The sequence below is a fragment of the Streptomyces sp. PA03-5A genome (assembly GCF_033792725.1).
Lineage (GTDB): Bacteria > Actinomycetota > Actinomycetes > Streptomycetales > Streptomycetaceae > Actinacidiphila.
In genome coordinates, this window is record NZ_JARAVL010000010.1 from 73995 (window position 1) to 97069 (window position 23075).

Below are 23075 nucleotides of genomic sequence, written 5' to 3' on the forward strand. Positions count from 1 at the left end.
GGGACCGGGACCCGTCAGTCCCGGCCCACCACGGCCTGGGCGTACGGGACCAGCCGCACCGGCCCGACGAGCCCGGTGCGCTGCGAGGCGGCACCGCCGTACACGGACGGGTCGCTGACGCGCAGCCGGTTGAGCAGCGGCGTGGCCACCTCGACCTCGATCGTGTTGCTGCCGCGGCGGAGCAGCCCACCGAGGTCCACCACGGGGTTGATGTGGCTGGTGACCGGTGCCGGCCGCCCGTTGACGCTGACCCGGAAGGTGTCGGTGACCTCGCCGAGGTCGAGCAGGGCGCCGAGGCCGCCGCTCCAGGACCGGTCGAGTTCGACGGTGGCGCGGTAGCGGCCGATGCCGGCGGCGTCCGTGAGCTCCGGGATGGCGTTCCACGGCGCCAGGGCGTCGAGGGCGATCCGGTGCCGGACGACGGTCGTGCGGTCAGGGTCCACGCCGGGACGCCAGTCCTCCGCGTCCAGGGTCCAGGAGGTGAGCTCCCGGGGCGCGGGCACCTCCCCGACCACGGTGCCGACCGAACCCCCGCGCGACAGCGCCGTGGTGTAGGTGCCGGCCGCGCGGGCGCGCAGGACGAGCCGGCCGTCGTCGAAACGCACGTCGTCCGCGTCCGTGGTGACGGCGTGGGTACGGCCGGGCTTGCCGTGGAACCGGCCCGGCGGTGCGAAGGCCACGACCATCGACTCGGCCGGCTGCAGCGCCACCCGGAAGGTGAACAGGTCGCCGTCCTGCGCGTACAGGGCCAGCGGCCGGGCCTCGCCCGTCCACGGGTCCAGCAGGTACGGCACCGCGCCCGAGCGGGTGCGGCGGACCGTGACGGCGTGGTCGATCGCGGCGACGGGGGGCTTCACGGTCTCGGCGTGCTTGCCGTTGACGAGGTAGAACCAGTCGACGCCCTCGTCGAAGCGGTGCATCGTGAGCAGCGTCGAGGGCACGGCGTAGCTCACGTCGGGCACCAGACCGAGGTCCGTGAGGGCCTGGCCCACCGCCGTCTTGTCGGTGACCTGCCGGACCCGCGGCTGTGCCAGCAACTCGACGACGAGAGCGCGGAGTTGCGTCAGGATCGAGTCGTCCTCCACGCCGGGCGTCGTGACCGTCGTCCAGTCGCCGAGCAGGACGACCGGCAGCCCGGCCCGTGTCAGGCGCAGCAGGTGGCGCGCGTCCGCGAGGGTGAGGGTGACCGCGGAGCCGGAGAAGAAGTCGCCCTCGACGAACAGCGCCCGGTAGGCGGGGCCGTCGGGGGCCAGCCGGCCGTCGCGGACCTTCGCCGACGGCAGGTCCAGCAGGGGCCCGCTGAGGAACTGGTGGGTCCAGCCGAGCGGCACGCCCGTCGAGGTGAACCAGGACGCACCGATCCCCGTCGCGGTGTAGCCGGTCTGCCGGAAGACGGCGACGTCGATCCGGGAGGTGCCGCGCTGCATGGCGTGGTGCACCCGGGACAGGTACCCGGACACGTCGGTGACGTGCCGCCAGGTCGGGTGCCGCGGGCCCCAGGACTCGCCGTAGCCGACGGTGCCGTTGTAGGGGGTGAAGGCCGCGTAGCCGGGCCACTTCACCCCGGGCAGCGTGGCGTACGAGAAGCCGTGCACGACGGTCTGGTTGACGCCGGCCGCGTACGCGCCGCCCATGGTGCGCAGGAACTTCTCCCACGTGGTGCTGTACGCGGAGCCGGTGTAGGCGCCGGCCTCGCAGGACAGCACCGTGTGGCCCGCCATGTCCCGGCCGCCGGCCAGGCAGCGGTAGTCGTCGAGGTTCTTGAAGCCCAGCGACTCGCCCTCGGGGATGTCCAGCAGCGCGGCGGACCGGATGGCGTCGGTCTGCAGGCCGTACGGCTGCGCGCGCATCCCCAGGCCCAGCGAGTGCGCCCAGTCGCGCAGCGCCGTGAGGTGGTGGGTGTTGTACAGGTCGCTGACGGTGTCCCAGAAGTCGTGCCGTATCTGGCGGGTCGCGACGGCGTCGTAGGCGTAGACCTGGTTGCCGCCGCTCATCGCGATGACGGGCAGGACGGGCAGCAGCGGGTAGCCGTTGCGCTTCTCGAAGGCGGCGGGCAGCCCGGGGGTCCAGGGCAGCGCCTTGGTCTCGATCTCCAGGGAGTCCTCGAACAGGACGCCGCCGGCGCTCTTGAGGAGGCCCCTGATCTCCTTGGTGAGCAGGTTCCGTTCCCAGAAGCCGGTGACGGCGGCGGTGCCGGCCGCGCTGAAGTGGTCCACGACGTACGCGGTGGGCGAGGTGTGCGGACCGCCCTCGGGGGTCTGCCCGGTGCCGCGCTGCCAGAAGGCGGTGAGCACCCAGTCGCCCCCGCCGGGCGCGGTCCAGTCCACAGCGCCGTCGGCGACGTGCGCGGTCAGGTCCTGGACGCTCGCGCGGTCCAGGCCGGTCTCCTTGCGGGTGGCGTTCTCGGGGGCGATCCGGGTGGCCAGCAGGCCGAGCAGCCGCTGACGGGTGACCCCGGACGCGGGGGCCGCGGCGGGGGCCGGCACGGGGCCCGAGTAGGCCGTCCCGGCGGCCACGGTGACGGCGCCGAGGGCGAGTTCCTGCACCGCGGCGTCGCTGTCGGGGGTGATCCCGGGGACGGCCGCGGGCCAGCTGGGGCCGATGGTGAGGTCGATGGTGACGCCCCGTCGGCGGGCCTGGTCCAAGGCCGCATGGACGCCGGCGACCCAGGCGGGGCTGCCCCAGCCGTGGTGCTCGGTGTCCAGGACGGAGGTGTCCTTCACGCTGTGGTGGACGGCGGCGATCTCGGCGCCGCCGAACCCGGCGTCGGCGATCTGGTCGACCTCGCGTCTGATCTCGTCGGGGTCCACCAGCCCGTCCGGCCACCACCAGCGGAACTTCGGCCGCACCGCGCTCCCCGGCTCGGCGAACGCGCCCGCCGCGCCGCCCGCGTCCGCGGTCCCGGTCCCGGTCCGCGCCTCGGCGGCGGCAGCGGGCAGTGCGGGGGCCAGCGCCGCCGTGGTTCCCGCGACGGCGGTGGCGATGAGGAGGCTGCGACGGGAAACCCCGCCGGCCTCGGGGCGGTTGCTGTCGTCGTGCATGGTTCCGTAGCTCCCCGGAGTGAGAGGTGGAGGTGCCTTTCATCCCGGAGTGATCAGTGCCGAGATGCACCGCGCTGCTGATCGGCCGTACATTGAACCGTTTCAATCTTCGCGGAGGCTACAGCGAGGTCCCGGTTGGGGGCAAGATCCCGGCGGGCGCGAACCTCGACGGGTGTGATGGGGGAGGCCTGCACGGCCGTCAGGAGCGGGCGTGCCGACGGCCTGCGCCGGACCTCCGCGGCGGGTGCGGGGCGTGAGATGAGAACGTTTCAGGCGGGGATCGCGCGGCACGCGGTCGCGATGGGTTCCGAGGTCGCCGGGAGGGTGCGGCGCAATCCGCCGTGCGGGCGGACTCGATGAAATCCGGCACGCCCGGCGTCCCCTTCCCGCATTTCCACCGTATAGCGCACGGGGGGCCTTGCCGCAAGGCCCCCATAGGGGGCGAAAATCGCTCCTCACGCGCCGGGGAATGGCGCAGGACGGGAGCGAGATGCGTTTTCTGTTGTCCACGATCGGGACACGCGGCGAAGTCCAGCCGCTGGTCGCGCTGGCGGTCGAATTGAAGGCCATGGGGCATGAGGCGGTGGTGTGCGCGCCTCCCGATTTCCGTGAGTGGGCCGGGTCCCTGGGAATCACGTACGTGCCCGTCGGACCCGCACTGCGCGGTACCGCGAAGCAGAGTGCCGTAACCATTCCGACCCCGGAGCAACGGCGCCTGATGATCGAGGGCACGGTCGCCGCGCAGTTCGAGGCCGTGGGCGCGGCCGCCGAGGGCTGCGACGCAGTCGTGGCGGGCGGGGCCCTGGCCGTCGCCGCCCGCTCGGTGGCCGAACAGCGGGGCATCGGCTACGTGTACGCGGCGTTCGCCCCCATCACCTTGCCCTCCGAGCGGCACGCACCGCCCGTCTTCGGCATGCTCGGGCAGCGACCCGCGGCCGGGAACGCCGACCACCGCGCACTCTGGGCCGAGGACGCCGCACGCTGGAACGCCCTGTGGGCCGGCCCCCTCAACGCCCGCCGCGCCGCCGCCGGACTGCCGCCGGCCGAGGACGTGCGCGCCCACATCTTCACCTCCTCCCCGTGGCTCGCAGCGGACCCGGTGCTGGCCCCCTGGCCCCAGCCGTCCGCATCACTCGACGTGCTCCAGACGGGCGCCTGGCTGCTCCCGGACGACCGGCCGCTGTCCCCCGAGGTGGAGGCGTTCCTGGACTCCGGGGAGCCACCCGTCTACTGCGGCTTCGGCAGCGTGCGCGCACCGGACGGCGTCGCCGGCACGGTGATCGGCACCGCCCGCGCGCTCGGACGACGCGTCGTCGTGTCCCGGGGCTGGGCCGATCTGGCGCCCGTGGACGACGGTCCCGACTGCCTGACGATCGGCGAGGTGAACCAGCGGGCGCTCTTCCCGCGCGTCGCCGCGGTGCTGCACCACGGCGGCGCCGGCACGACCACCGCGGCGACGGCCGCGGGGACACCGCAGGTCGTCCTCCCGCAGATGTTCGACCAGTTCTACTTCGCCGGCCGCGTCGCCCGGCTCGGCATCGGCAGCGCCCATCCCGCCGGCGCCCCCGCAGCGGACCGGCTGCGCACGGCGCTCCGCGCCGCCCTCGCCCCGGAGGTGGCCGACCGGGCCCGGTCCGTCGCCGGCACCGTCCGCACCGACGGCGCGCGGACCGCCGCGCGGCGCCTGGCCGAGGGGGTCTGACGCACCGGTCGCCCAGCCGGCCCCGCCCGCTCCTCGACGCCTACTGGTCGACGGTGAAGATCACGGCACGGCCCGCCCGTCCCGCCGCCCGGTAGAAGTCCTTCAGCCCGGGCAGGAACGCCTCGGTGTAGGCCAGGTCCTCCGCGTCGCCGGTGCCCTGGTAGGCCTCGAAGGTGAGCGTGGCGAAGCGCTCGCGCAGCCATACGGCGTCCAGCGGCTCCAGGGCCGCCGCGACCTCGGGAACCTGGTCCGCGGTGACGTGGCAGACGATGTAGTCGTCCTCTTCGTGGAGCGGTACCCCGCCGAGGATGACGTGCGACAGGGGGAACTCGCCGTTGTCGAAGCTCAGGTCACCGTCCGTGAAGCACCGGTGCAACGCGTCCCAGGACGAGTCGAGTTCGCACAGGTGGTCGCTGCCCCAGCGCTCCTCGATCTCCTCGACGACCGCGGCCAGCGCGTCGTCGTCCTCGCAGGCCAGAATGCGTGCGGAGTCGGTTTCGTCCAAGGCGAAGAGAACGGCGCGGGTCCCCATCGTGCCCTCCCGGCGGGTGCGCGGATGCGGTGCGGTGCGATCCAACCACACGGCCGTCCGGGCTCCGCTACGTTCGGGCCATGCGGATCACCAAGTACACCCACGCCTGCGTGCGCATCGAGCACGAGGGGCGCGTGCTCGTCGTCGACCCCGGGACGTGGAGCGAGCCGGCCGCGCTGACCGGGGCGGACGCCGTACTCGTGACGCACGAGCACATCGACCACGTCGACGTCCTGCGCCTGGCCGGGCTCGGCGTACCGGTCCACGTTCCCGCCGACGCGGACGTCCCGCGGCTGGAGGCGATCCGCGTCACCCCCGGTTCGGAGTTCACCGCCGCGGGTTTCCGCGTGCGCGCGGTCGGCGGCCGTCACGCGCCCGTCCACGCGGGCCGGCCCGCCTGCGCCAACCTCGGTTACGTCATCGACGACGCCGTCTACCACCCCGGTGACGCCCTGCACGTGCCCGGGCAGCCGATCGAGACGCTCATGGTTCCGCTCCAGGCCTCCTGGCTGAAGACGACCGAGGCGATCGACTTCGTCAACGCGGTCTCACCGCGCCGGGCCTTCGGGATCCACGACGGCCAGATCAACGAGCGGGGACTCGGCAGCGTCAACGGCTGGCTCGCGGAACAGACCGACCACGGGTACCGGTACCTGCGGCCCGGTGAATCCCTCCGAACGTGAAGGTGCCTCCCCCGGAGACGGCGACGGCGACACCGGCAGACCGGCGGCCGGCCGGCGCTTCGGCGCCCACCGCTGACGTCCACGCACAGATGGCCCGCGGGTGAACGCCGTTCGTCGGGAAGCGGTACCACGGGGGCCGGCGGCACTACGATCGCGCGATGGCTGACGACACCTTCCTCGCGCACGGCCCCCGGGTGGCCATCCGGCGGATCACCGCACGGGACCACGAAGAGATCGGCGCGCTCTCCCGGGAGAGCGCCGCACTGCACGCGCCCTGGGTGCCCGCGTGGGAGCACACCCCCGAGTCCTTCCGCGCCTGGGTCGGGCGCTTCGACCACCCGACGCACGAGGGATTCGTGATCTGCCTCCCCGGGACCGGCGCCATCGTCGGCGGGGTCAACATCAACAACATCGTCAGGGGCACCATTCAGAGTGGTGCCCTCGGCTACGTCGCGTACGCGTCGACCGCGGGTCGCGGCTACATGACGGAGGGGCTCCGGCTCGTGATGGCCTACGCCTTCGGTGACCTCGGCCTGCACCGGCTGGAGGCCAACATCCAGCCCGCGAACGTGGCGTCGATCAGGCTGGTGGAGCGGCTGGGCTTCGAGCGCGAGGGGTACTCCCCGCGCTTCCAGTACCTGGACGGCGCCTGGCGGGGCCACGAACGGTGGGCCGTGACGGCCGAGATGGCGATGGGCGAACCCCGCGAGGCGGACTGAGGCACGCACGCCGCCGGGCGCCGAGGACGGTCGCGCCGCGGTGTTAGCGTCCCGGCCATGGACGACAGCGTTTACGTGGGCAATGCCGGTGAGGACGCGCCGCTCGACAAGGGGTGGCTGCTGGGGCACTTCAAGGAGGCGGGCGACCCCCGGCACAGTGACGCCGTGGAGATCAAGTGGGGCGTCCATCCGGCGGGGGACGAGCGCGGGGAGTGGGTGCGCGGGGAGGAGCGGACGGCGCTGCAGGTCCTCGTCAGCGGGCGGTTCCGGGTCGACTTCCCCGGGCGGTCCGTGGTGCTGGCGCGTCAGGGGGACTACGTCGTCTGGGGCAAGGGCGTGGACCACTCGTGGGTGGCGGAGGAGGACTCGACGGTGCTGACCGTCCGCTGGCCGTCCGTGCCGGGCTACGCCGTCCCGGCCGCCGAGGAGGAGTAGCCGCCCCGCCCCGCCCCGGGCCGCAGCCCGCGGGGAGCTGGCTCGAAATTTTCGGCGGCACCGTCGAGTCGAGCCGCCGGATGCCGATGGCGGCCTCGGCGGCCCCGCACTGATCAGGGAAAAGGTCCGCAGATCCGCATCATCCGGACGGTGTGGCCTGTCCGCCACCGTGGCTGGAACTATTCGCTCGGCATCGTCACTTCACTGTTGCCGCACCGTAAATCCGCACGTGGTCGGCTCGCCGTGGGACCGCTCCCACGGTGAGCGGCTGACCGACTTTCGGACAATGATCTCCGCAGTGATGACAGTGGACGACCATGCTGAAACGATCCCCCACGTCGCGCGAGCATCACTCGCACGTCATCTCGCGGAGGCATCAAGGGCCTCCAATGTTCCCGTCCCCGACGGCCGTTCACGCGGCCGGGCACAAGGAGCTCCACGAGTGACGAACCATCCCGCTGTCACGGGCGCCAGTTCACCGCCGAATCCCTCTCCCACCCGCCGTGCGCGCGGAGCACGCGGCCGCGTCGCGGCGACCGCCGCCGTGACCCTGGCCGCACTGCTGACCCCCCTCCTCCCGGCCACCGGCGCAGCCGCCGTGTCCGAGGGCGACGGGACGGCACCGCGCAAGATCGTCGCGGAGTCCCGGCCCGGGGCGCGCTCCGTCGCCCTTTCCGCCGCGCAGCGCAAGCAGCTGCTCAAGGCCGCGTCCGACGGGCGTACCGCCACCGCCCGCGCCCTCCAGCTGGGCGACAAGGAAGCGCTGATACCCAAGGACGTCATCAAGGACGCCGACGGTACGGTGCACACCCGTTACGAGCGCACCTACGCCGGGCTCCCGGTCATCGGCGGCGATCTGGTGGTCCACGAGCGGGCGGGCGGACGCACCGTCAGCAAGGCGTCGGCGGCCCGGATCACGGTGCCGACGACGAAGGCCGCCGTCAGCGCCGCGAAGGCGAAGAAGTCCGCCCTCTCCGCCGCCAAGAGCGAGCGGACCCAGGACCCCGCCGCGGACGGCGCCCCCCGCCTGGTCGTCTTCCTCGGCGACGGCAAGCCCACCCTCGCCTGGCAGTCCTCCGTCACCGGCACCCAGAAGGACGGGACCCCGAGCCGGCTGAACGTCGTCACCGACGCCGCGACCGGCAAGGAGCTCCAGAGCGTCGAGGAGATCCGCTCGGGCACCGGCAACAGCCAGTACAGCGGCCAGGTGCAGATCGGCACCGTGAACAACGGCGGCGTCTACGAGCTGACCGACCCGGAGCGCGGCGGGCACAAGACGTACGACCTGACCGGCGTGGGCGGCATCGGCAACCTGGTCACCGACGACGACGACGTCTGGGGCGACGGCACGCTCTCCGACCGCCAGACCGCCGCCGTGGACGCCGCCTACGGCCAGCGCGAGACCTGGGACTTCTACAAGGGGCGCTTCGGCCGCAACGGCATCGCCGACAACGGTGTCGGGGCGTTCTCCCGCGTCCACTACGGCGACTCGTACGCCAACGCCTTCTGGGACGACGGCTGCTTCTGCATGACGTACGGCGACGGCCGCGGCAACGAGCACCCGCTCACCGAACTCGACATCGCCGCCCATGAGATGACGCACGGCGTCACCTTCGCCACCGCCAACCTCACCTACACCGGGGAGTCCGGCGGCCTCAACGAGGCGACCAGCGACATCATGGCCACGGCCGTGGAGTTCGCCGCCGACAACCCCGCCGACGTCCCCGACTACATGATGGGCGAACTCGCCGACGTCCGCGGCACCGGCAAGCCGCTGCGCTACATGGACCAGCCGTCCAAGGACGCCGATCCCGTCAAGGGCACGTCGCTGGACTACTGGACGCCGCAGCTGAAGAAGGAGGACGTCCACCACAGCTCCGGCCCGGCGAACCACTTCTTCTACCTCCTCTCCGAGGGCAGCGGGAAGAAGACCATCAACGGCGTCGCCTACGACAGCCCCACCTTCGACGGCCTGCCGGTCGCCGGCATCGGCCGGGACAACGCGACCGACATCTGGTACCGGGCGCTGACCACCTACATGACCAGCAGCACCGACTACGCCGGGGCCCGCACCGCCACCCTCCAGGCGGCCGCCGACCTGTTCGGGCAGGGCAGCGACACCTACGAGGCCGTCGGCAACGCCTGGGCGGCGGTCAACGTCGGCGCCCGCTACGTCAACCACATCGCCCTCGTGACCCCCTCCACCCGCCCCGTGGCCGTCGGTCAGCCGATGACCCGTCAGATCGAGGCGGTGGGCTCCAGCCCCGGGCGGCTGGTCTACTCCGCGCACAAGCTGCCCAAGGGCCTGTCCATCAACGCGCGCACCGGCCTGATCAGCGGCACGCCGAAGAAGGCCGGCACCTACAAGACGGCCATCACCGTCGAGAACACCGCGCAGCACAAGGCCAAGCGCACGGTGCGAATCGACTGGCCCGTCCTGGCCTCCGGCGGGCGCTTCTTCGTCAACCCCGCCCGCTACGACATCCCCAACTGGAAGACGATCGAGTCGCCGCTGATCGTGACCGGCCGCAAGGGCCAGGCGTCCAGCGACCTCAAGGTGACGATCGACCTCGTCCACCCGTGGGTCGGCGGCCAGATCGTCACCCTGGTCGCCGAGAACGGTACGGAGATCCCGGTGAAGCCCTGGTACTGGGACACCGGCGAGGGCGAGGTGCACGCCACGTACACCGTGGACGCCTCGGCGGTCCCCGCCAACGGCACCTGGAAGCTGCGGGTCACGGACAACACCCCCGGCATCTTCACCGTCGACCCCGGCTACCTCGACCGCTGGAGCCTGACCTTCTGACCACCGTGCGCAGCCGGTGCCGCTCCGGCGCCGGCTGCGCCGTCACGGTCGGGCGCCGGACCGTGCCCCGGCACGTAAGGGCGCACCCGATACGTCTGTGGTGCGACGCCCACGACCCTGCGGAAGTACGGACGCACGGCGACTCCGTTGCTGAACCGGCCCGGGCCGGGAGCTCGCCAGGACGGCCCCGTCCGTCCTGGCACCGCAGGACCTCGGACCGGTCGCGCCTCGGGGCGTGCCTACCTGGAACGGGTGCCGCTGGTGCGCTCCACGGCGGGCGCCGCGGAGCGCCTGGGCGGCACCACCCGGGTCCGGCGACGGTGTCCCCACCGACCACGTCAGCCGCGGCAACGCCTCGCTCGACCGGGTCCGCGCCGTCGACGGGCGCTTCGGGCCGGTCGACGTCGCGCTGCTGTTCGCCGGGGCCGCGCGCACGGCCCCGGTCGACGGCTGCCTCACGCTCACCGCCGCCCAGGCCGCCCAGGCCGCGCGGACACAGCCTGAGAAGGACCCGCCCGGCGGACCCGCCCGGGACTCCGCACGAAGGCCTGCGGCCGGGGACGCCCCGGTATGGACGCGCAGCGTCGATAATCGACGTATGAGTCAGCGGAACGCTTCGAACACCACGCTGGGTGACTTCCTGCGGGCGTGCCGTTCCCGGGTGAACCCCGGAGACGTGGGCCTGCCGGACGACGGGCGGCACCGCCGGGTGCCGGGACTCCGGCGGGAGGAGCTGGCGCAGCTGGCCAACGTGAGCGTGGACTACGTGGTGCGCCTGGAGCAGGGCCGTACGGTGCACGTCTCGACGGCGGTGCTGGAGTCGCTCGCGCGGGCGCTGCGCCTGCGGCCCGACGAGCGCGACTACCTGCTGCGGGTCGCTGCGGCCGGCGCAGAACCGTCCGCCTCCGCGCCGCCGCGCATCCGGCCGCAGACGCAGACCCTGCTCGACGGGCTGCAGGAGTACCCGGCCCTGCTGCTGAGCCACCGGCTGGACGTCCTCGGCTGGAACCCGCTGGGCGCGGCCCTGATCGCCGACTTCGCCGCCGTTCCGGAACCGCAACGCAACCTGGTGCGCATGGCGTTCCTGGACCCGGCCTTCCGCGAGCTCTACGCGGACTGGCGGACCGTCGCCCGCGAGTGCGTCGCCTACCTCCGCATGGGCGCGGCGCGCGACCCGCAGGACCCGCGGCTGAAGGTGCTGGTGCAGGAACTCGCCGAGGCCGACGCCGACTTCCGCCGCTGGTGGTCGGACCACCGGGTGCGGACCCGGGCCGCGGGGCAGAAGACCTTCCGGCACCCGGTGGCCGGCACGATGACGCTGGACTTCCAGAGCCTCGTCGTGGGCGACGACCCGGACCAGACCGTCTTCGTCTACACCGCGCAGCCCGGCACACCCGCCCACGAGGCGCTGCGGTTCCTGGCCACCTGGTCGGCGAGCCCCGCCGCCGTGCGCCCGTGACCGGAACTGGCTGGTACTGCCGGTCCCAGGAAGCCGTCGCCTACGGTTGATCCTTCTCTGGCCCGCCCTTCGCCGCGGGCACACGCTGGGACACGTCGACAGAACGACCCCCAGTGATCATGAGGAGCACACCACCATGACGACGTGGTTCATCACCGGCGCATCCCGCGGGTTCGGCCTGGAAATCGCCCGGCAGGCTCTCGAGCGGGGCGACAACGTCGTGGCCACCGCCCGTACCCCCCGTGCCGTGGAGGAGGCCCTCGCGGCCCACGCGGACCGGCTGCTGGCCGTACCGCTCGACGTGAACGACGAGGAGCAGGCCCGGGCCGCCGTGCAGGCGGCGGTCGAGCGCTTCGGCACCATCGACGTCCTCGTCAACAACGCGGGCAGGGGCCTGCTCGGCGCGGTGGAGGAGACCAGCGACGCCGAGGCGCGCGCGGTGTTCGACACCAACGTCTTCGGACTGCTGACCGTGACCCGTGCCGTCCTGCCCGTCATGCGGGCCCGGCGTTCCGGACGGATCGTCAACCTCAGCTCCGTCGGCGGCTTCGTCGGCTGGGCGGGCTGGGGCCTGTACTGCGCGACCAAGTTCTCCGTCGAGGCCGTGACCGAGGCCCTGCGGCTGGAGCTCGCGCCGCTCGGCATCCAGGCGACCGCCATCGAGCCCGGCCCGTTCCGGACGGACTTCCTGGACTCCTCCTCGCTGCACCGCACCGAGCGGGTCATCGAGGACTACCAGGACAGCGCGGGAGGCATGCGCGCCTGGGCCGACGACAGCAACCACGCCCAGGACGGCGACCCGGTGAAGGCGGCGGCCGCCATCATCACCGTCGCCCGGGCGGAGGAGATGCCGGCCCGGATCCCGCTGGGCAAGGCCAGCCTCGCCGACGTGGAGGACAAGCTCGCCGCAGTGGCCCGTGAGATCGGGACGTGGCGGGACCTCGCCCTGTCCACCGACTTCACCTCGTGAGCCGGGCCGGCTCCGCGGCGCCGTGAAGGCCCCGGGTCCCCCGCCGTGACGGCGGGGGACCCGGGGCCCGGGCTGTGCCGGCCGGTCTCAGCGCAGCGCCTCGGGGCCGCCGTTGAGCGCGGTGAGCAGTGCCAGGGGCGTGGCCGCGGCCCAGGCCTGTGGCGAGCAGGAGTGCGGATACGGCACGGGGACCGGGTGCTCGTCCCGTCCGTACCCGGCCATCACCTCCGGCAGCCGCCAGTCGTGCGCGGCGGCCGCCTGGACCAGCCCGTGGGCGATCTCCGAGGCCTCCTCCGCCAGACCGCTGCGCGCCAGCCCCAGCACGACGACCGCGTTGTCGTGCGGCCAGATGCTGCCGCGGTGGTACGACAGCGGGTGGTAGGGGGCCTGGCCCGACGCCAGGGTGCGCACCCCCCAGCCGGAGAAGAAGTCGGGCTGCAGCAGGCGCCGTCCCACCGTCCGGGCGTCGGCCGGGTCGAGGATGCCGGACCACAGCAGGTGCCCGGCGTCCGAGGCGAGGGCGTCGACCTGCCGGTCCTCGCCGTCCAGGGCGAGGGCGGGGAAGTCCGGGCCGCTCATCCAGAAGTCCCGGCGGAACCGTTCCCGCAGGTCCGCCGCGGCCTTCTCGAGCCGTGCCGCCTCCTCGGCGTCGCCCCACACGGTCCGGGCCAGGCGCGCGGTGCGGACCAGGGCGTCGTAGGCGTAGCCCTGGACCTCGGCGACGGCGAGCGCGCCCTCGGGCCGGCGGCCGTCGGCGAAGCAGATGGCTCCTTCGGAGTCCTTCCAGTTCTGGTGCGCGAGCCCTCCGCGCGCGGCGTCGGAGGTGTAGCGGAGGTAGCCGCTCCCGCCCAGCCCGCCGTCGCGGAACATCCACTCCACCGCGGCACGGGCGTGCGGCTCCAGGCGCCGTGCGAGCCGCGGATCGCCGGTCGCCGCGCTGTGGGCCTCCAGCAGCACCAGGAACAGCGGCGTGGCGTCGGCACTGCCGTAGTAGCGGCCGTACGGCACCTGCCGGAAGTGGGCGAGTTCACCGTGCCGGACCTCGTGCACGATCCGGCCCGGCTGCTCGAGGCGGGCCGCGTCGTACCGGGTGCCCTGGGTGGCCGCCAGCGCGAGGAGGGTGTCGGCGGCCAGTTCCGGCCGGTACGGCAGCGCGAACAGCGAGGTCAGCAGCGAATCGCGGCCGAAGAGGGTGAGGAACCAGGGGATGCCGGCCGCGGGCACCAGCAGCGGCTCGCCGGCCGGGCCCGTCGCCGGTACGCGGAGCCGGGCCAGGTCGGCCAGGCCCGCCGCGCAGGCCCGGGCGAGCTCGTCCCAGTTGGTGAGCGAACGCGGCCGCGGCCGCGCCTGGACGAAGCCGTCCTCCTCGGCGGCATGCCGGTTGCGGACCGCCAGCGGGTCCGGGGGAGCGGCCGGTTCCGCGGCGCCGTGGGGCACCGCCCGGACGCTCAGGGCGAGCTCGGCCGCACCGTGTCCGGGCAGGGACAGCCGCCAGGTGAGCAGGCGCGCGGTGCCCTCCGGCGCCAGCGGGCGGACCTCCGCGGGGGCGGGGGAGGCGGTGACGGTGGTCCGCGCGTCCCAGTCCTCGCCGCGCCGGTAGCGGAAGGTGACGCCGTCCGGCCGGTCCTCGACGGTGCGCCGCCCGTCGGCCTTGTCGTAGTGCCGGTGGTCGCCCCGCAGCTCGAACTGGTCGGCGAAGTCCGCGTCCACCTCCAGCGCGATCTCCACCGTCGCCGGCTCCGCGCGGTTGCTGACCACGCGGACGCGCTCGGTGAGCGCACCCGCCACGACGGCCTGGCGGCGGAAGAGCGCGTACGCGGGCGGTTCGTCGCGGCCGCCCTCAGGGGTGAGCACGAAGCCGTCGTCGGAGGAGGTCAGCAGGGACGGCGCGACGCCGTCCGCGGTGAGCCGCCAGCGGCTCAGGTGCCGGGCGTCGCGGAGGAAGAGGCCGTCCGGGGTGTCGCCACGGCGTCCGGTGATGTCGCCGGAGCGGCTGGTGGAGGCGAAGGTGCCGCGGTGGACCAGCAGACGTTCGACGGTCATCGGGCGGGCTCTCCTTGCGGTGTCCGGTGCAGCAGGTCCAGGGCCAGCGCCGCGGTCCAGCTGAAGCGGCGGATGCCGCGGCCCTGGCCGCTGTGCGGTTCGACGTACTCGGCGAAGCCGGTGCGGCGGGCGTCGTCGAGCGCCTGGTCGCGCAGGGCGCCCGCCGCCTCGGTCGCGCCGTGCTGCCGCAGGCCGCGGTGGACCAGCCAGGCGGTGTTGAACCAACTGGGGCCCCGCCAGTAGCGGTTGCCGTCGTACTCGGGGGCGGTGAGGTCGTAGCTCGGCACCAGGTGCACACGGCCGAGCCGGAAGCGCTCGCCGTGCGCCGTCGCGATCAGCGACCGTACGACGGTGTCGGGGAGGCCCGGCACGATCAGCGGTACGAGTCCCGCGACGCTGTGGCCGCCGGCGGCCCCGCCGGTCGTCAGGTCACGGGCGAGGAAGATGCCCGCGGTGGGGTCCCACAGCCGGTCGACCAGCGCGGCCGTGGCCTCGGCCGCCTTCCGGCGGTGCGGTCCGGGGTCCGCGCCGGCGGCCGCGGCGATCTCGGCGAGGGCGTGCTCGGAGGCGATGAACAGGGCGTTGAAGCAGGGGTCCTCGAGGGCGAAGGCGTGCGGGGTGCGCGCGTCGTCGTAGCCGTGGTCGCGGTAGTCGGCGGCGAGCCGGACGTAGCGGCCGTAGTCGAGGTCGGTGGGGCGGTCGGCGGGCGCGCTGTGGTCGAGGTCCGCCCTGCGGAAGGACTCCGGCGGGGCCGGTTCGACCCGGGCGAGCGCCGCGTCCCAGACCGGGCTGTTGTCCAGGCCGGGCTCCCAGGGGTGCACCACGGCCGCCAGCCCGCCGCCGCCCAGGTCGCGCGAGGCGGCGAGGTAGCGGTGCCAGGCGGCGAGCCGGGGGTACATCCGGCGCAGGAAACCGCGGCGCCGGGACTCGGCCGGGTCCGCGAGGTGGACCTGCCAGGCGGCGAGGGCGTGCACCGGGGGCTGGACGATGCCGGAGGTCTCGATGTCCGCCGGCGCGCCCGAGGCGGCACCCGCGCCCGAGCTGCGCCAGAAGTCGGGGCTCGGGAAGTACGCGTCCAGGGGCACCGAGGGGTTGAAGACGATGTGCGGGACACGGCCGTCGCGCCACTGCGCCCCCAGCAGGGTCTCCAGTTCGCGCTGGGCCCTGCGCGGGGCGAGCCGGGCCAGCCCGATGGCGATGAAGGCGGAGTCCCAGCTCCACTGGTGCGGGTAGAGGGTGCGCGAGGGGACGGTCGCCGCGCCCGTCCAGTTGGACAGCAGGACGCGGGCGGCGGCCCGGCGGAGCGCGGTGTCCTGGTCCCCTTCGCGGTCTGGGGAGCGCAGGGCCGGTTCGAGGACGGCCGTCATCCGGCGGCCCGGTGCAGGAACGCGGGGACGGAGCGCACGGCGTCGACGGGGTCACCGGTCAGACGGCACTCCGCGGCCAGGTAGCCGTCGTACCCGGCGGCGTCCAGCGCCCCGAGCCAGGCCGGCCAGTCCAGGTGGCCGGCGCCGGGCTGGAAGCGGTTGGAGTCGCTGACCTGGGCGTGGCCGATCAGCGGTGCCACGGCCAGGATCGCCGCAGCAGGATCGGTCTCCTCGATGTTCATGTGGTAGCTGTCGATCCCGATGCGCACCGAGTCCAGACCCACGGTGCGGATCAGGTCGGCGGCCTGCTCCAGCCGGTTGACCATGTGGTCCTCGTAGCGGTTGAGGGGCTCCAGGAAGAGCGTGACACCCTCGGCACGGGCGTGCTCGCCCAGTTCCGTCAGACCCTTCAGGAGCACCTCGCGGTCCTCCTCCTCGCTGCGCGGCGGTTCGAAGGGCGGCAACCTGCGGGAGAACATGCCGTACGAGGCGGGGGTCTGGGCGCCGCGGCCGCCGAGTTCGGCGATGACGCTGAGCTGCGACTTCATCTGGGCGACGGCGTCACGGCGCAGGTCGGGGTCGAAGGCGCCGAAGAAGTGCAGCATGTCGACGCAGACGGTCGGCATGACGACCCCGTCGGCCTGGGCCCTGCGCAATTCGGGGAGCCGGTCGCGGAAGTGGAGGTCGCCCTTGCCGCGCAGTTCGATGGCGTCGTAGCCGGCTTCCTGGGCGAACTCCCACTTCTGCTGGAGGGTGTCACCGGGCAGCAGCTGTTCCTGGCAAGCGGTCTTGAACATGATCGAAGGGCCTCTCAGAACTCCAGGACGACCTGGAGCGCGTCGGCGGGACGCTCATCCAGCAGGACGTAGGCTTCGGCCGCCTCGGCGACCGGGACGACATGGCTGACGAGGGACTTCACGTCGACGCGGCCCTCGGCGACCAGCCGCAGGAAGGTCTGCTGGAGGCGTTCGACGCTCCAGCGCCCGCTGAGCTGCGGCGGGACCCCGCCGATCTGGGAGCAGATCAGCTGCACGCGGTTGTGGTGGAACTCGTCGCCGAGCCGCAGGCCCACTCCGTCGCCCTGGTAGAAGCCGGAGGCCACGACGCGCCCGCCGACCGCGACCGAGCGCAGGGCGTCGTGCAGGGCCGGGTAGGCGCCGCTGATCTCGATGGCGACGTCGGCGCCGCGGCCGTCGGTGGCGGCGCGGATCCGCTCGGCGACCGCGTCCGTGCGGGCGTTGAGGGTGGTCGTCGCGCCGTACTCCGCGGCCTTGGCGAGGCGGACGTCGAGCGCGTCGACCGCGGTGACGCGGGCGCCGTTCAGCTGGGCGAGCCGGGTGGTGAGCAGCCCGATGACGCCCTGGCCGAAGACGGCGACGTCCTCACCGAGGTGGACGTCGGCGCCGAGGACCGCGTTGTAGGCGATCGCCCCGACGCGGGCGAAGGCACCGGCCAGCGGCTCCAGGCCGGCCGGGAGCACGTGCCCGACCATGCGCTCGGCGGGCACGACGCCCTCGCTGCGGTGGCCCCAGATGCCCCAGACGAGGTCGCCCACGGCGGGCATGCCGGGGACGTCCGTGAGCTCGGGTGAGACTTCCGTCACCTCGCCGACCTCGGAGTACCCCCAGCCGGCGACGGGGTACTCGATGCCCGCCGCGCCCTCGCGGAACAGGCGCGCCTCCGGGTCCCAGGTGCGGGTCAGGTACGGGTTGGTGCCGCGGTACGCGGTGAGCTCGGTGCCCGCCGAGATGCCGGAGTAGCGGGTTCGTACGCGCAGATGGCCAGGGGGCAGGGGGACTGACTCGCTCGGGGCGACCTCCACCTGACGGGGGCCGGTGAACTGGACTACGCGTTCCACAGGGGACTCCGGAAAGATCGGTTATGCGGTCCGTTCAGCCATCGACGGCTGACTTACGTCGAAGATATCCGAGACTTAAGTCTTGTCAACAAGCAAAAGTGGTGCTCTGATGCAACGCGTACGTAACGCAAGGCTGACGATGAGGACGGTTGATGCGCATGTGGTCCCGACGGTCGAGGGCGCTGGCGAGCGGCTTGGCCGCCGTAGTGGGAATCGGGGTGATGTCCGGCTGCGCGGCGCAGGACGACGGGAAACCCGACAACAAGATCACCGTCTGGAGCCTGGAGAACCTCACCGACCGCGTGGAGGCGACGAAGAAGACCATCGCCGCCTTCGAGAAGGAGTCCGGGGTCAAGGTGAACCTGGTCGGGGTCGACGAGGGACAGCTGCCGCAGCTGATCATGTCGGCCGCCGCCGCGGGCACCCTCCCCGACGTCATCGGCGGCATACCCCTCGCGCCGGTCTGGCAGATGTACAGCAACGGCCTGCTGAACACCGACGCCACGAAGAAGATCGTCGACGACCTGGGGGCGGGGACGTTCAACAGCAACGCCCTGAAGCTGACCGGCGACGGGGCCACCCGCCTCGGCGTGCCCAGCGACGCCTGGATGCAGATCCTCGTCTACCGCAAGGACCTCTTCGCCAAGGCCGGGCTCGCCGCCCCCGACAGCTACGACGCGATGCTCAAGGCCGCGCGCGAGCTCCACAGCGGCGGCACGAGCGGCATCTCGCTCTCCACCGACCCCGGTGACGTCTTCACCCAGCAGAGCTTCGAGGACCTCGCCCTCGCCAACGGCTGCGAACTCGCCGACACCAAGGGCGACGTCACCCTCGACAGCCCCCAGTGCGACCGCGCCTTCGACGCCTACAACAAGCTCGCCGGCGACTACGGCGCCCCGGGCACCCAGACCGTGGACACCACCCGGGCCACCTACTTCGCCGGGCGCTCCTCCATGATCGTCTGGTCCACCTTCCTCCTCGACGAGCTGGCCGGACTGCGCAACGACGCCCTGCCCAGCTGCGCCCAGTGCAAGAAGGACCCGCAGTACCTCTCCGACAACAGCGGGATCGTCACCGCGCTGAGCGGACCCGACTCCACCAAGCCCGCCCAGTTCGGCGAGGTCTCCTCGTGGGTCGTGACCAAGACCGCCGAGACCGCCGCCTCGGAGAAGTTCATCGAGTTCATGATGGGCGACGGCTACCAGGGCTGGTTCGGCATGGCCCCCGAGGGCAAGATCCCGGTCCGGGCCGGAACCGCCGATGATCCGCAGAAGTACCTCAAGGCCTGGCGGGCCAGCGACATGGGCGTGGACACCAAGAAGTCCATGGAAGAGGTCTTCTCCCCGCAGCTGCTCGACGAACTCGCTGCCGGCGTCGGCAACATGAAGCGCTGGGGCATTACCCAGGGCCAGGGCGCACTCGTGGGCGCCACCATCGGCGAACTGCCCATCCCCAAGGCGGTGGGTGACATGACCACCGGCCAGACCTCCCCCCAGGAGGCGGCCGAGGAGGCCGACGAGGAAGTCGCGTCCCTGCAGAAGTCCCTCCAGTGAGCCGCCCCCGGCCTCGTCCTTCAAGGAAGCAGTGATGAGCACCGCACAGAGCACACAGCAGCGGAGAACGCCGGAGGCGGACACCGCGAACACCAAGTCCCAGCGCCCGCTGACCCTGGCCCAGCGGGAGAACCGCGCCGGACTCGCCTTCGTCTCGCCCACCCTCCTGGTGGTCCTGGTCGTCGTGGTCCTGCCGATCGCCTGGACCGTCCTGCTGGCCTTCCAGCACGCCCGGCTGGTCGACATCCAGGGCATGGGCTTCCTGTCCAACTGGACCTGGGGCAACTTCAGCCAGGTCTTCACCTCGCCCGGCTTCTGGACCTCCCTGTGGACCACCCTGGTCTACACGGTCGGTGCCACCGCCGGCTCCATCGTCCTCGGCCTGATCGCGGCGCTCGCGCTGCGCCGTCCCTTCCGCGGCCGGGCCCTGCTCCGCGGCACCATGCTGCTGCCGTACGTGGCGCCCGTGGTCGCCGTGACCTTCGTCTGGGAGATCGCCCTCAGCCCGCAGTTCGGCATCGTGAACGAGGTCGGCACCAAGGTGTTCGGCTGGGACGAGCCGGTCGCCTTCCTGTCCACCAGGTCCCAGGAGATCTCGCTCCTCGGGTGGCACGTCCACGTGCCGCTGGCCCTGCTCACCGTGATCGCCTTCGAGACCTGGCGCTACTTCCCCTTCGCATTCCTGTTCCTGATGGCCCGTCTGCAGGCGGTCCCGGAGGGGCTGGAGGAGGCCGCCGTCGTCGACGGTGCCACCATCACGCAGCGGTTCCGCCACATCCTCCTGCCCCAGCTGATGCCGGTCATCGCCCTGCTGTCGGTGCTGCGCTTCATCCTCACCTTCAACAAGTTCGACGACATCTACCTGCTGACGGGCGGCGGCTCGGGCACCGACGTGGTCGCCGTGCGCGTCTACGACTTCCTCACCGCCCGCTACGACGTGGGCGCCGCCGCGGCCCAGGCCCTCGTCCTCGCCGCGATCCTCGCCGTGCTGCTCGGCATCTACTTCAAGTTCTTCGCCAAGAAGGTTCAGGAGGAGGCGTGATGGCCAGTCGCGCACAGATCGAGGACCGCACCTTCGCCGTCCTGCGCTGGGTGGTGATCGCCGGACTCGCGGTCATCACGATCTTCCCCTTCTACTACATGCTGCTGCTCTCGGTGAAGCCGATCGACCAGCTGCTGCTCGATCCGGGCAAGCTCTGGGTCGGCACCTCCGAGTTCACGCTCGACACCTACCGCACCGTCCTCAAGTCGGTCGACGACGGCGGCCAGGGCTTCCTGCGGATGCTCGGCAACTCCGCCCTGGTGGCGCTCGGCACCATGCTGCTGACCCTGCTGGTGTCGGTCCCGGGCGCCTACGCCATCACCCGGCTGAAGTTCTTCGGCGGCCGGCAGGTGAGCGCGCTGTTCCTGGCCGTCTACCTCTTCCCGGCGACGCTGCTCGCGGTGCCGCTGTTCGTCATCTTCGCCCGGATCGGCCTGCAGGGCAGCCTGTTCGGCCTCGCGATCGTCTACATCGCGCAGACCGTCCCGGTGTCCATCTACATGCTGAAGAACTACTTCATCACCATCCCGGAGAGCATCGAGGAGGCCGCCGCCCTCGACGGCGCCTCGCGGCTGCAGACCGTGCGCAAGGTCGTCCTGCCGCTGGCCGCCCCGTCGTTGATGGCCACCGGGCTGTACGTCTTCATGATCGCCTGGAACGAGTTCCTCTTCGCGCTGCTGTTCCTCGCCGCCGAACCCGGCAAGTGGACGGTCTCCCTGGGCCTGCAGCAACTCGCCAACGGCATCGAGGTACCGAAGACCGTCCTCATGGCAGGCTCCGTCGTGCTGACGCTTCCCGTGGTACTCCTTTTCTACGCGGCCGAACGGCTCCTCACCGAGGGCCTGACCAGCGGCGCGGACAAGAGCTGAGCACCATGGCCCGACACGAGGGGGAGCGAGGACGGATGGCTACGCCCTGGAGCACCGCCGGACACCTGCTGGAACTGATCAGGACCGGGCAGGCGACCACCCGTGGGGAACTCCAGCGCGTGACGGGCCTGTCCCGCTCCACCGTCGGCCAGCGGCTGGACCAGCTCTTCGCCGCGGGCTGGCTGCGCACCGTACCCGGCGGGCAGTCCACCGGCGGACGCCCCTCCACCCACCTGCAGTTCGACTCCGGGCACGCCGCGGTGCTCGCCGCCGACCTGGACACCACCAGCGCCCGCGCCGCGGTGCTGGACCTGTCCGGCCGGGTGCTCGCCGAGCACACCGGGGAGTTGCTGCTCGACCAGGGCCCGGAGCGGGTGCTGGACGAACTGGGCCGGTGGTTCGCCAAGCTCCTCGTGGCCGCCGGCGTCCCGGCGGCCACGGTGTGCGGCGTCGGCCTGTCGGTGCCCGGCCCCGTCGACTGGACCACCGGCGTGGTGGTCCGGCCGCCGATCATGCCCGGCTGGGACGGCTACCCCGTCCCGGCCCGGATGCAGGAGGCGCTCGCCCACCACGCCGGCCTGCCCGCCTCGGTACCGGTCCTCGTCGACAACGACGCCAACCTCATGGCCCTGGGTGAGCAGCGCGGCTCCTGGCGCGACTGCTCGGCCTTCGTCCTGGTCAAGGTGTCCACCGGCATCGGCGCGGGCGTCGTCATCGACGGCAGCGCCTTCCGCGGGATCGACGGCGGCGCGGGCGACCTCGGGCACATCCGCCTGCACGACGCGTCCGACGCCCTGTGCATGTGCGGCTCCCACGGCTGCCTCGCCGCCGTCGCCAGCGGCCGCGCGCTGGCCGGGCAGCTCAGCGCCCTCGGCGTGCCGGCCGGCTCCGCCGCGCAGGTACGCGGGCACCTCGACGCCGGCCACCCCGACGCGGTGCGTCTGGCCCGCGAGGCCGGCCGGCGCTGCGGCGAGGTGCTGGTCACGGTCGTCACCCTGCTCAACCCCGGGGTCCTGATGATCGCCGGGGACCTCGCCGAGACCCACTTCGTCACCGGGGTGCGCGAACTGCTCTACCAGCGCGCGCTGCCCCGGGCCACCCGCAACCTGCAGGTCGTGACCTCCCGGCTCGGTGACCGCGCCGCCCTCGCCGGCGCCACCGCCATGGTGGTCGAGCACCTCTACGCCCCGGACCAGGCCAACGAACGCCTGACCGCCGCGGCGCCCAACTGACCCTGGAGCACCACCGTGAACACCCCTGCCCCCGTCGAGGTCGGGCTGATCGGCGCCGGCCCCTGGGCCCGCGCCATGCACGCGCGGATCCTGGCCGCCGGACCCGAGACCCGGCTCACCGCCGTCTGGGCCCGCCGGACCGAGGCCGCCCGCGAGATCGCCGCCACCTACGGCGCGGCGACGGCCGGCAGCCCCGAGGAACTCTTCGACCGCTGCGAGGCCGTGGCCTTCGCCGTGCCGCCCGCCGTCCAGGCCGAACTGGCCGTACGGGCCGCCAAGGCCGGCAAGGCCCTGCTGCTGGAGAAGCCGCTCGGCCCCGACCTCGCCTCCGCACGCGCGGTCGCCGAAGCCGTCGCCGAGGCCGGTGTCGTCTCCCAGATGGTGCTGACCAAGCGCTACCAGGCCGAGACCCGCGCCTTCCTGCGGCGTGCACGGGAGGCCGAGGTCACCGGTGCCCGGTCCTGCTACCTGCACGGGGCCTTCCTCGGCGGGGAGTTCGCCACCGGCTGGCGCCTGGAACAGGGCGCCCTGCTCGACCTCGGTCCGCACCTGATCGACCTCCTCGACGCGGCCGTCGGCCCGATCACCTCGATCCGCGCCACCGGCGACCCCCGGCGATGGGTCGAGGTCACCTGCGAGCACGAGAACGGGGCGGTCAGCCAGGCCTCCCTCTCCGGTAGCGTCCGGCTGCCGAAGCCGCGTACCCGGATCGAACTCCTGGGCCCCGGTGGGGAGCTCGTCTACGACACCTCCGCCATCGACCA

Annotated in this window: 18 protein-coding genes; 12 read left to right on the forward strand and 6 right to left on the reverse strand. The window is 72.8% G+C overall.

The features are described 5' to 3' along the window. Nucleotides 1-14: 14 nt before the first annotated feature. Complete coding sequence (locus tag PV410_RS14555; RefSeq protein WP_500324601.1) at nt 15-3041, reverse strand: glycosyl hydrolase; 3027 nt, start codon at nt 3039-3041, stop codon at nt 15-17. A gap of 490 nt (nt 3042-3531) precedes the next feature. On the opposite strand from PV410_RS14555, the gene PV410_RS14560 reads away from it, so the two are divergent. Further along, a complete protein-coding gene (locus PV410_RS14560; protein ID WP_500324603.1) occupies nt 3532-4743 on the forward strand; it encodes a glycosyltransferase in 1212 nt (403 codons plus the stop codon). A 40-nt stretch (nt 4744-4783) separates the two neighbouring features. Here PV410_RS14560 and PV410_RS14565 read toward each other — a convergent pair whose 3' ends face one another. Beyond that, nucleotides 4784-5275 carry a YfbM family protein gene (locus PV410_RS14565; RefSeq protein ID WP_500324605.1) on the reverse strand — a complete coding sequence of 164 codons (492 nt, stop codon included), beginning with the start codon at nt 5273-5275 and terminating at the stop codon, nt 4784-4786. Nucleotides 5276-5355: 80 nt separating this feature from the next. On the opposite strand from PV410_RS14565, the gene PV410_RS14570 reads away from it, so the two are divergent. The 6 genes from PV410_RS14570 to PV410_RS14595 all read left to right on the forward strand — a co-directional run bounded on the left by PV410_RS14570 (nt 5356) and on the right by PV410_RS14595 (nt 12347). Then, on the forward strand, nt 5356-5958 hold the full coding sequence (locus PV410_RS14570; RefSeq protein ID WP_500324607.1) for an MBL fold metallo-hydrolase: 603 nt from the start codon (nt 5356-5358) through the stop codon (nt 5956-5958). Between the two features lie 158 nt (nt 5959-6116). Further along, nucleotides 6117-6677: a GNAT family N-acetyltransferase gene (locus tag PV410_RS14575; protein ID WP_500324608.1), complete on the forward strand. Its 561-nt coding sequence runs from the start codon at nt 6117-6119 to the stop codon at nt 6675-6677. 57 nt (nt 6678-6734) lie between these two features. Then, nucleotides 6735-7112 (forward strand): cupin domain-containing protein, encoded by a 378-nt coding sequence (locus PV410_RS14580; protein ID WP_499515817.1) that lies wholly within the window; start codon nt 6735-6737, stop codon nt 7110-7112. 544 nt (nt 7113-7656) lie between these two features. After that, nucleotides 7657-9918: a M4 family metallopeptidase gene (locus PV410_RS14585; protein WP_500324610.1), complete on the forward strand. Its 2262-nt coding sequence runs from the start codon at nt 7657-7659 to the stop codon at nt 9916-9918. A 235-nt stretch (nt 9919-10153) separates the two neighbouring features. After that, nucleotides 10154-11377 (forward strand): helix-turn-helix transcriptional regulator, encoded by a 1224-nt coding sequence (locus tag PV410_RS14590; RefSeq protein ID WP_500324612.1) that lies wholly within the window; start codon nt 10154-10156, stop codon nt 11375-11377. Nucleotides 11378-11513: 136 nt separating this feature from the next. Further along, the gene (locus PV410_RS14595; protein ID WP_500324614.1) at nt 11514-12347 is read left to right on the forward strand and encodes an oxidoreductase; all 834 of its coding nucleotides are present in this window, start codon (nt 11514-11516) and stop codon (nt 12345-12347) included. Between the two features lie 87 nt (nt 12348-12434). Here PV410_RS14595 and PV410_RS14600 read toward each other — a convergent pair whose 3' ends face one another. Genes PV410_RS14600 through PV410_RS14615 form a run of 4 tightly spaced genes read right to left on the reverse strand, consistent with a single transcriptional unit; the run spans nt 12435 to nt 17615 of the window. Continuing rightward, nucleotides 12435-14390, reverse strand: a complete 1956-nt coding sequence (locus PV410_RS14600) for an amylo-alpha-1,6-glucosidase (RefSeq protein ID WP_500324616.1) — start codon at nt 14388-14390, stop codon at nt 12435-12437. Next, a complete protein-coding gene (locus PV410_RS14605) occupies nt 14387-15757 on the reverse strand; it encodes an MGH1-like glycoside hydrolase domain-containing protein (protein ID WP_500324618.1) in 1371 nt (456 codons plus the stop codon). The genes PV410_RS14600 and PV410_RS14605 overlap by 4 nt, the downstream gene beginning before the upstream one ends. Next, complete coding sequence (locus tag PV410_RS14610) at nt 15754-16554, reverse strand: sugar phosphate isomerase/epimerase family protein (protein ID WP_500324620.1); 801 nt, start codon at nt 16552-16554, stop codon at nt 15754-15756. The genes PV410_RS14605 and PV410_RS14610 overlap by 4 nt, the downstream gene beginning before the upstream one ends. Before the next feature lie 14 nt (nt 16555-16568). Further along, nucleotides 16569-17615, reverse strand: coding sequence for a zinc-dependent alcohol dehydrogenase (locus PV410_RS14615; protein WP_500324622.1), 1047 nt, complete (start codon nt 17613-17615; stop codon nt 16569-16571). A gap of 152 nt (nt 17616-17767) precedes the next feature. Between PV410_RS14615 and PV410_RS14620 the strand changes: the two genes are divergently transcribed. From PV410_RS14620 to PV410_RS14640, 5 genes are all read left to right on the forward strand, one after another. Next, nucleotides 17768-19168: an ABC transporter substrate-binding protein gene (locus PV410_RS14620; RefSeq protein ID WP_500324623.1), complete on the forward strand. Its 1401-nt coding sequence runs from the start codon at nt 17768-17770 to the stop codon at nt 19166-19168. Between the two features lie 34 nt (nt 19169-19202). Next, nucleotides 19203-20210: a carbohydrate ABC transporter permease gene (locus tag PV410_RS14625; protein ID WP_500324624.1), complete on the forward strand. Its 1008-nt coding sequence runs from the start codon at nt 19203-19205 to the stop codon at nt 20208-20210. Next, nucleotides 20210-21079: a carbohydrate ABC transporter permease gene (locus PV410_RS14630; RefSeq protein WP_500324626.1), complete on the forward strand. Its 870-nt coding sequence runs from the start codon at nt 20210-20212 to the stop codon at nt 21077-21079. Before PV410_RS14625 ends, PV410_RS14630 begins: the two co-directional genes overlap by 1 nt. Before the next feature lie 35 nt (nt 21080-21114). Further along, nucleotides 21115-22311 (forward strand): ROK family transcriptional regulator, encoded by a 1197-nt coding sequence (locus PV410_RS14635; protein ID WP_500324628.1) that lies wholly within the window; start codon nt 21115-21117, stop codon nt 22309-22311. A gap of 75 nt (nt 22312-22386) precedes the next feature. Next, nucleotides 22387-23075 (forward strand): Gfo/Idh/MocA family protein (locus tag PV410_RS14640; protein WP_500324906.1); only part of this gene is annotated, 689 nt, incomplete at its 3' end.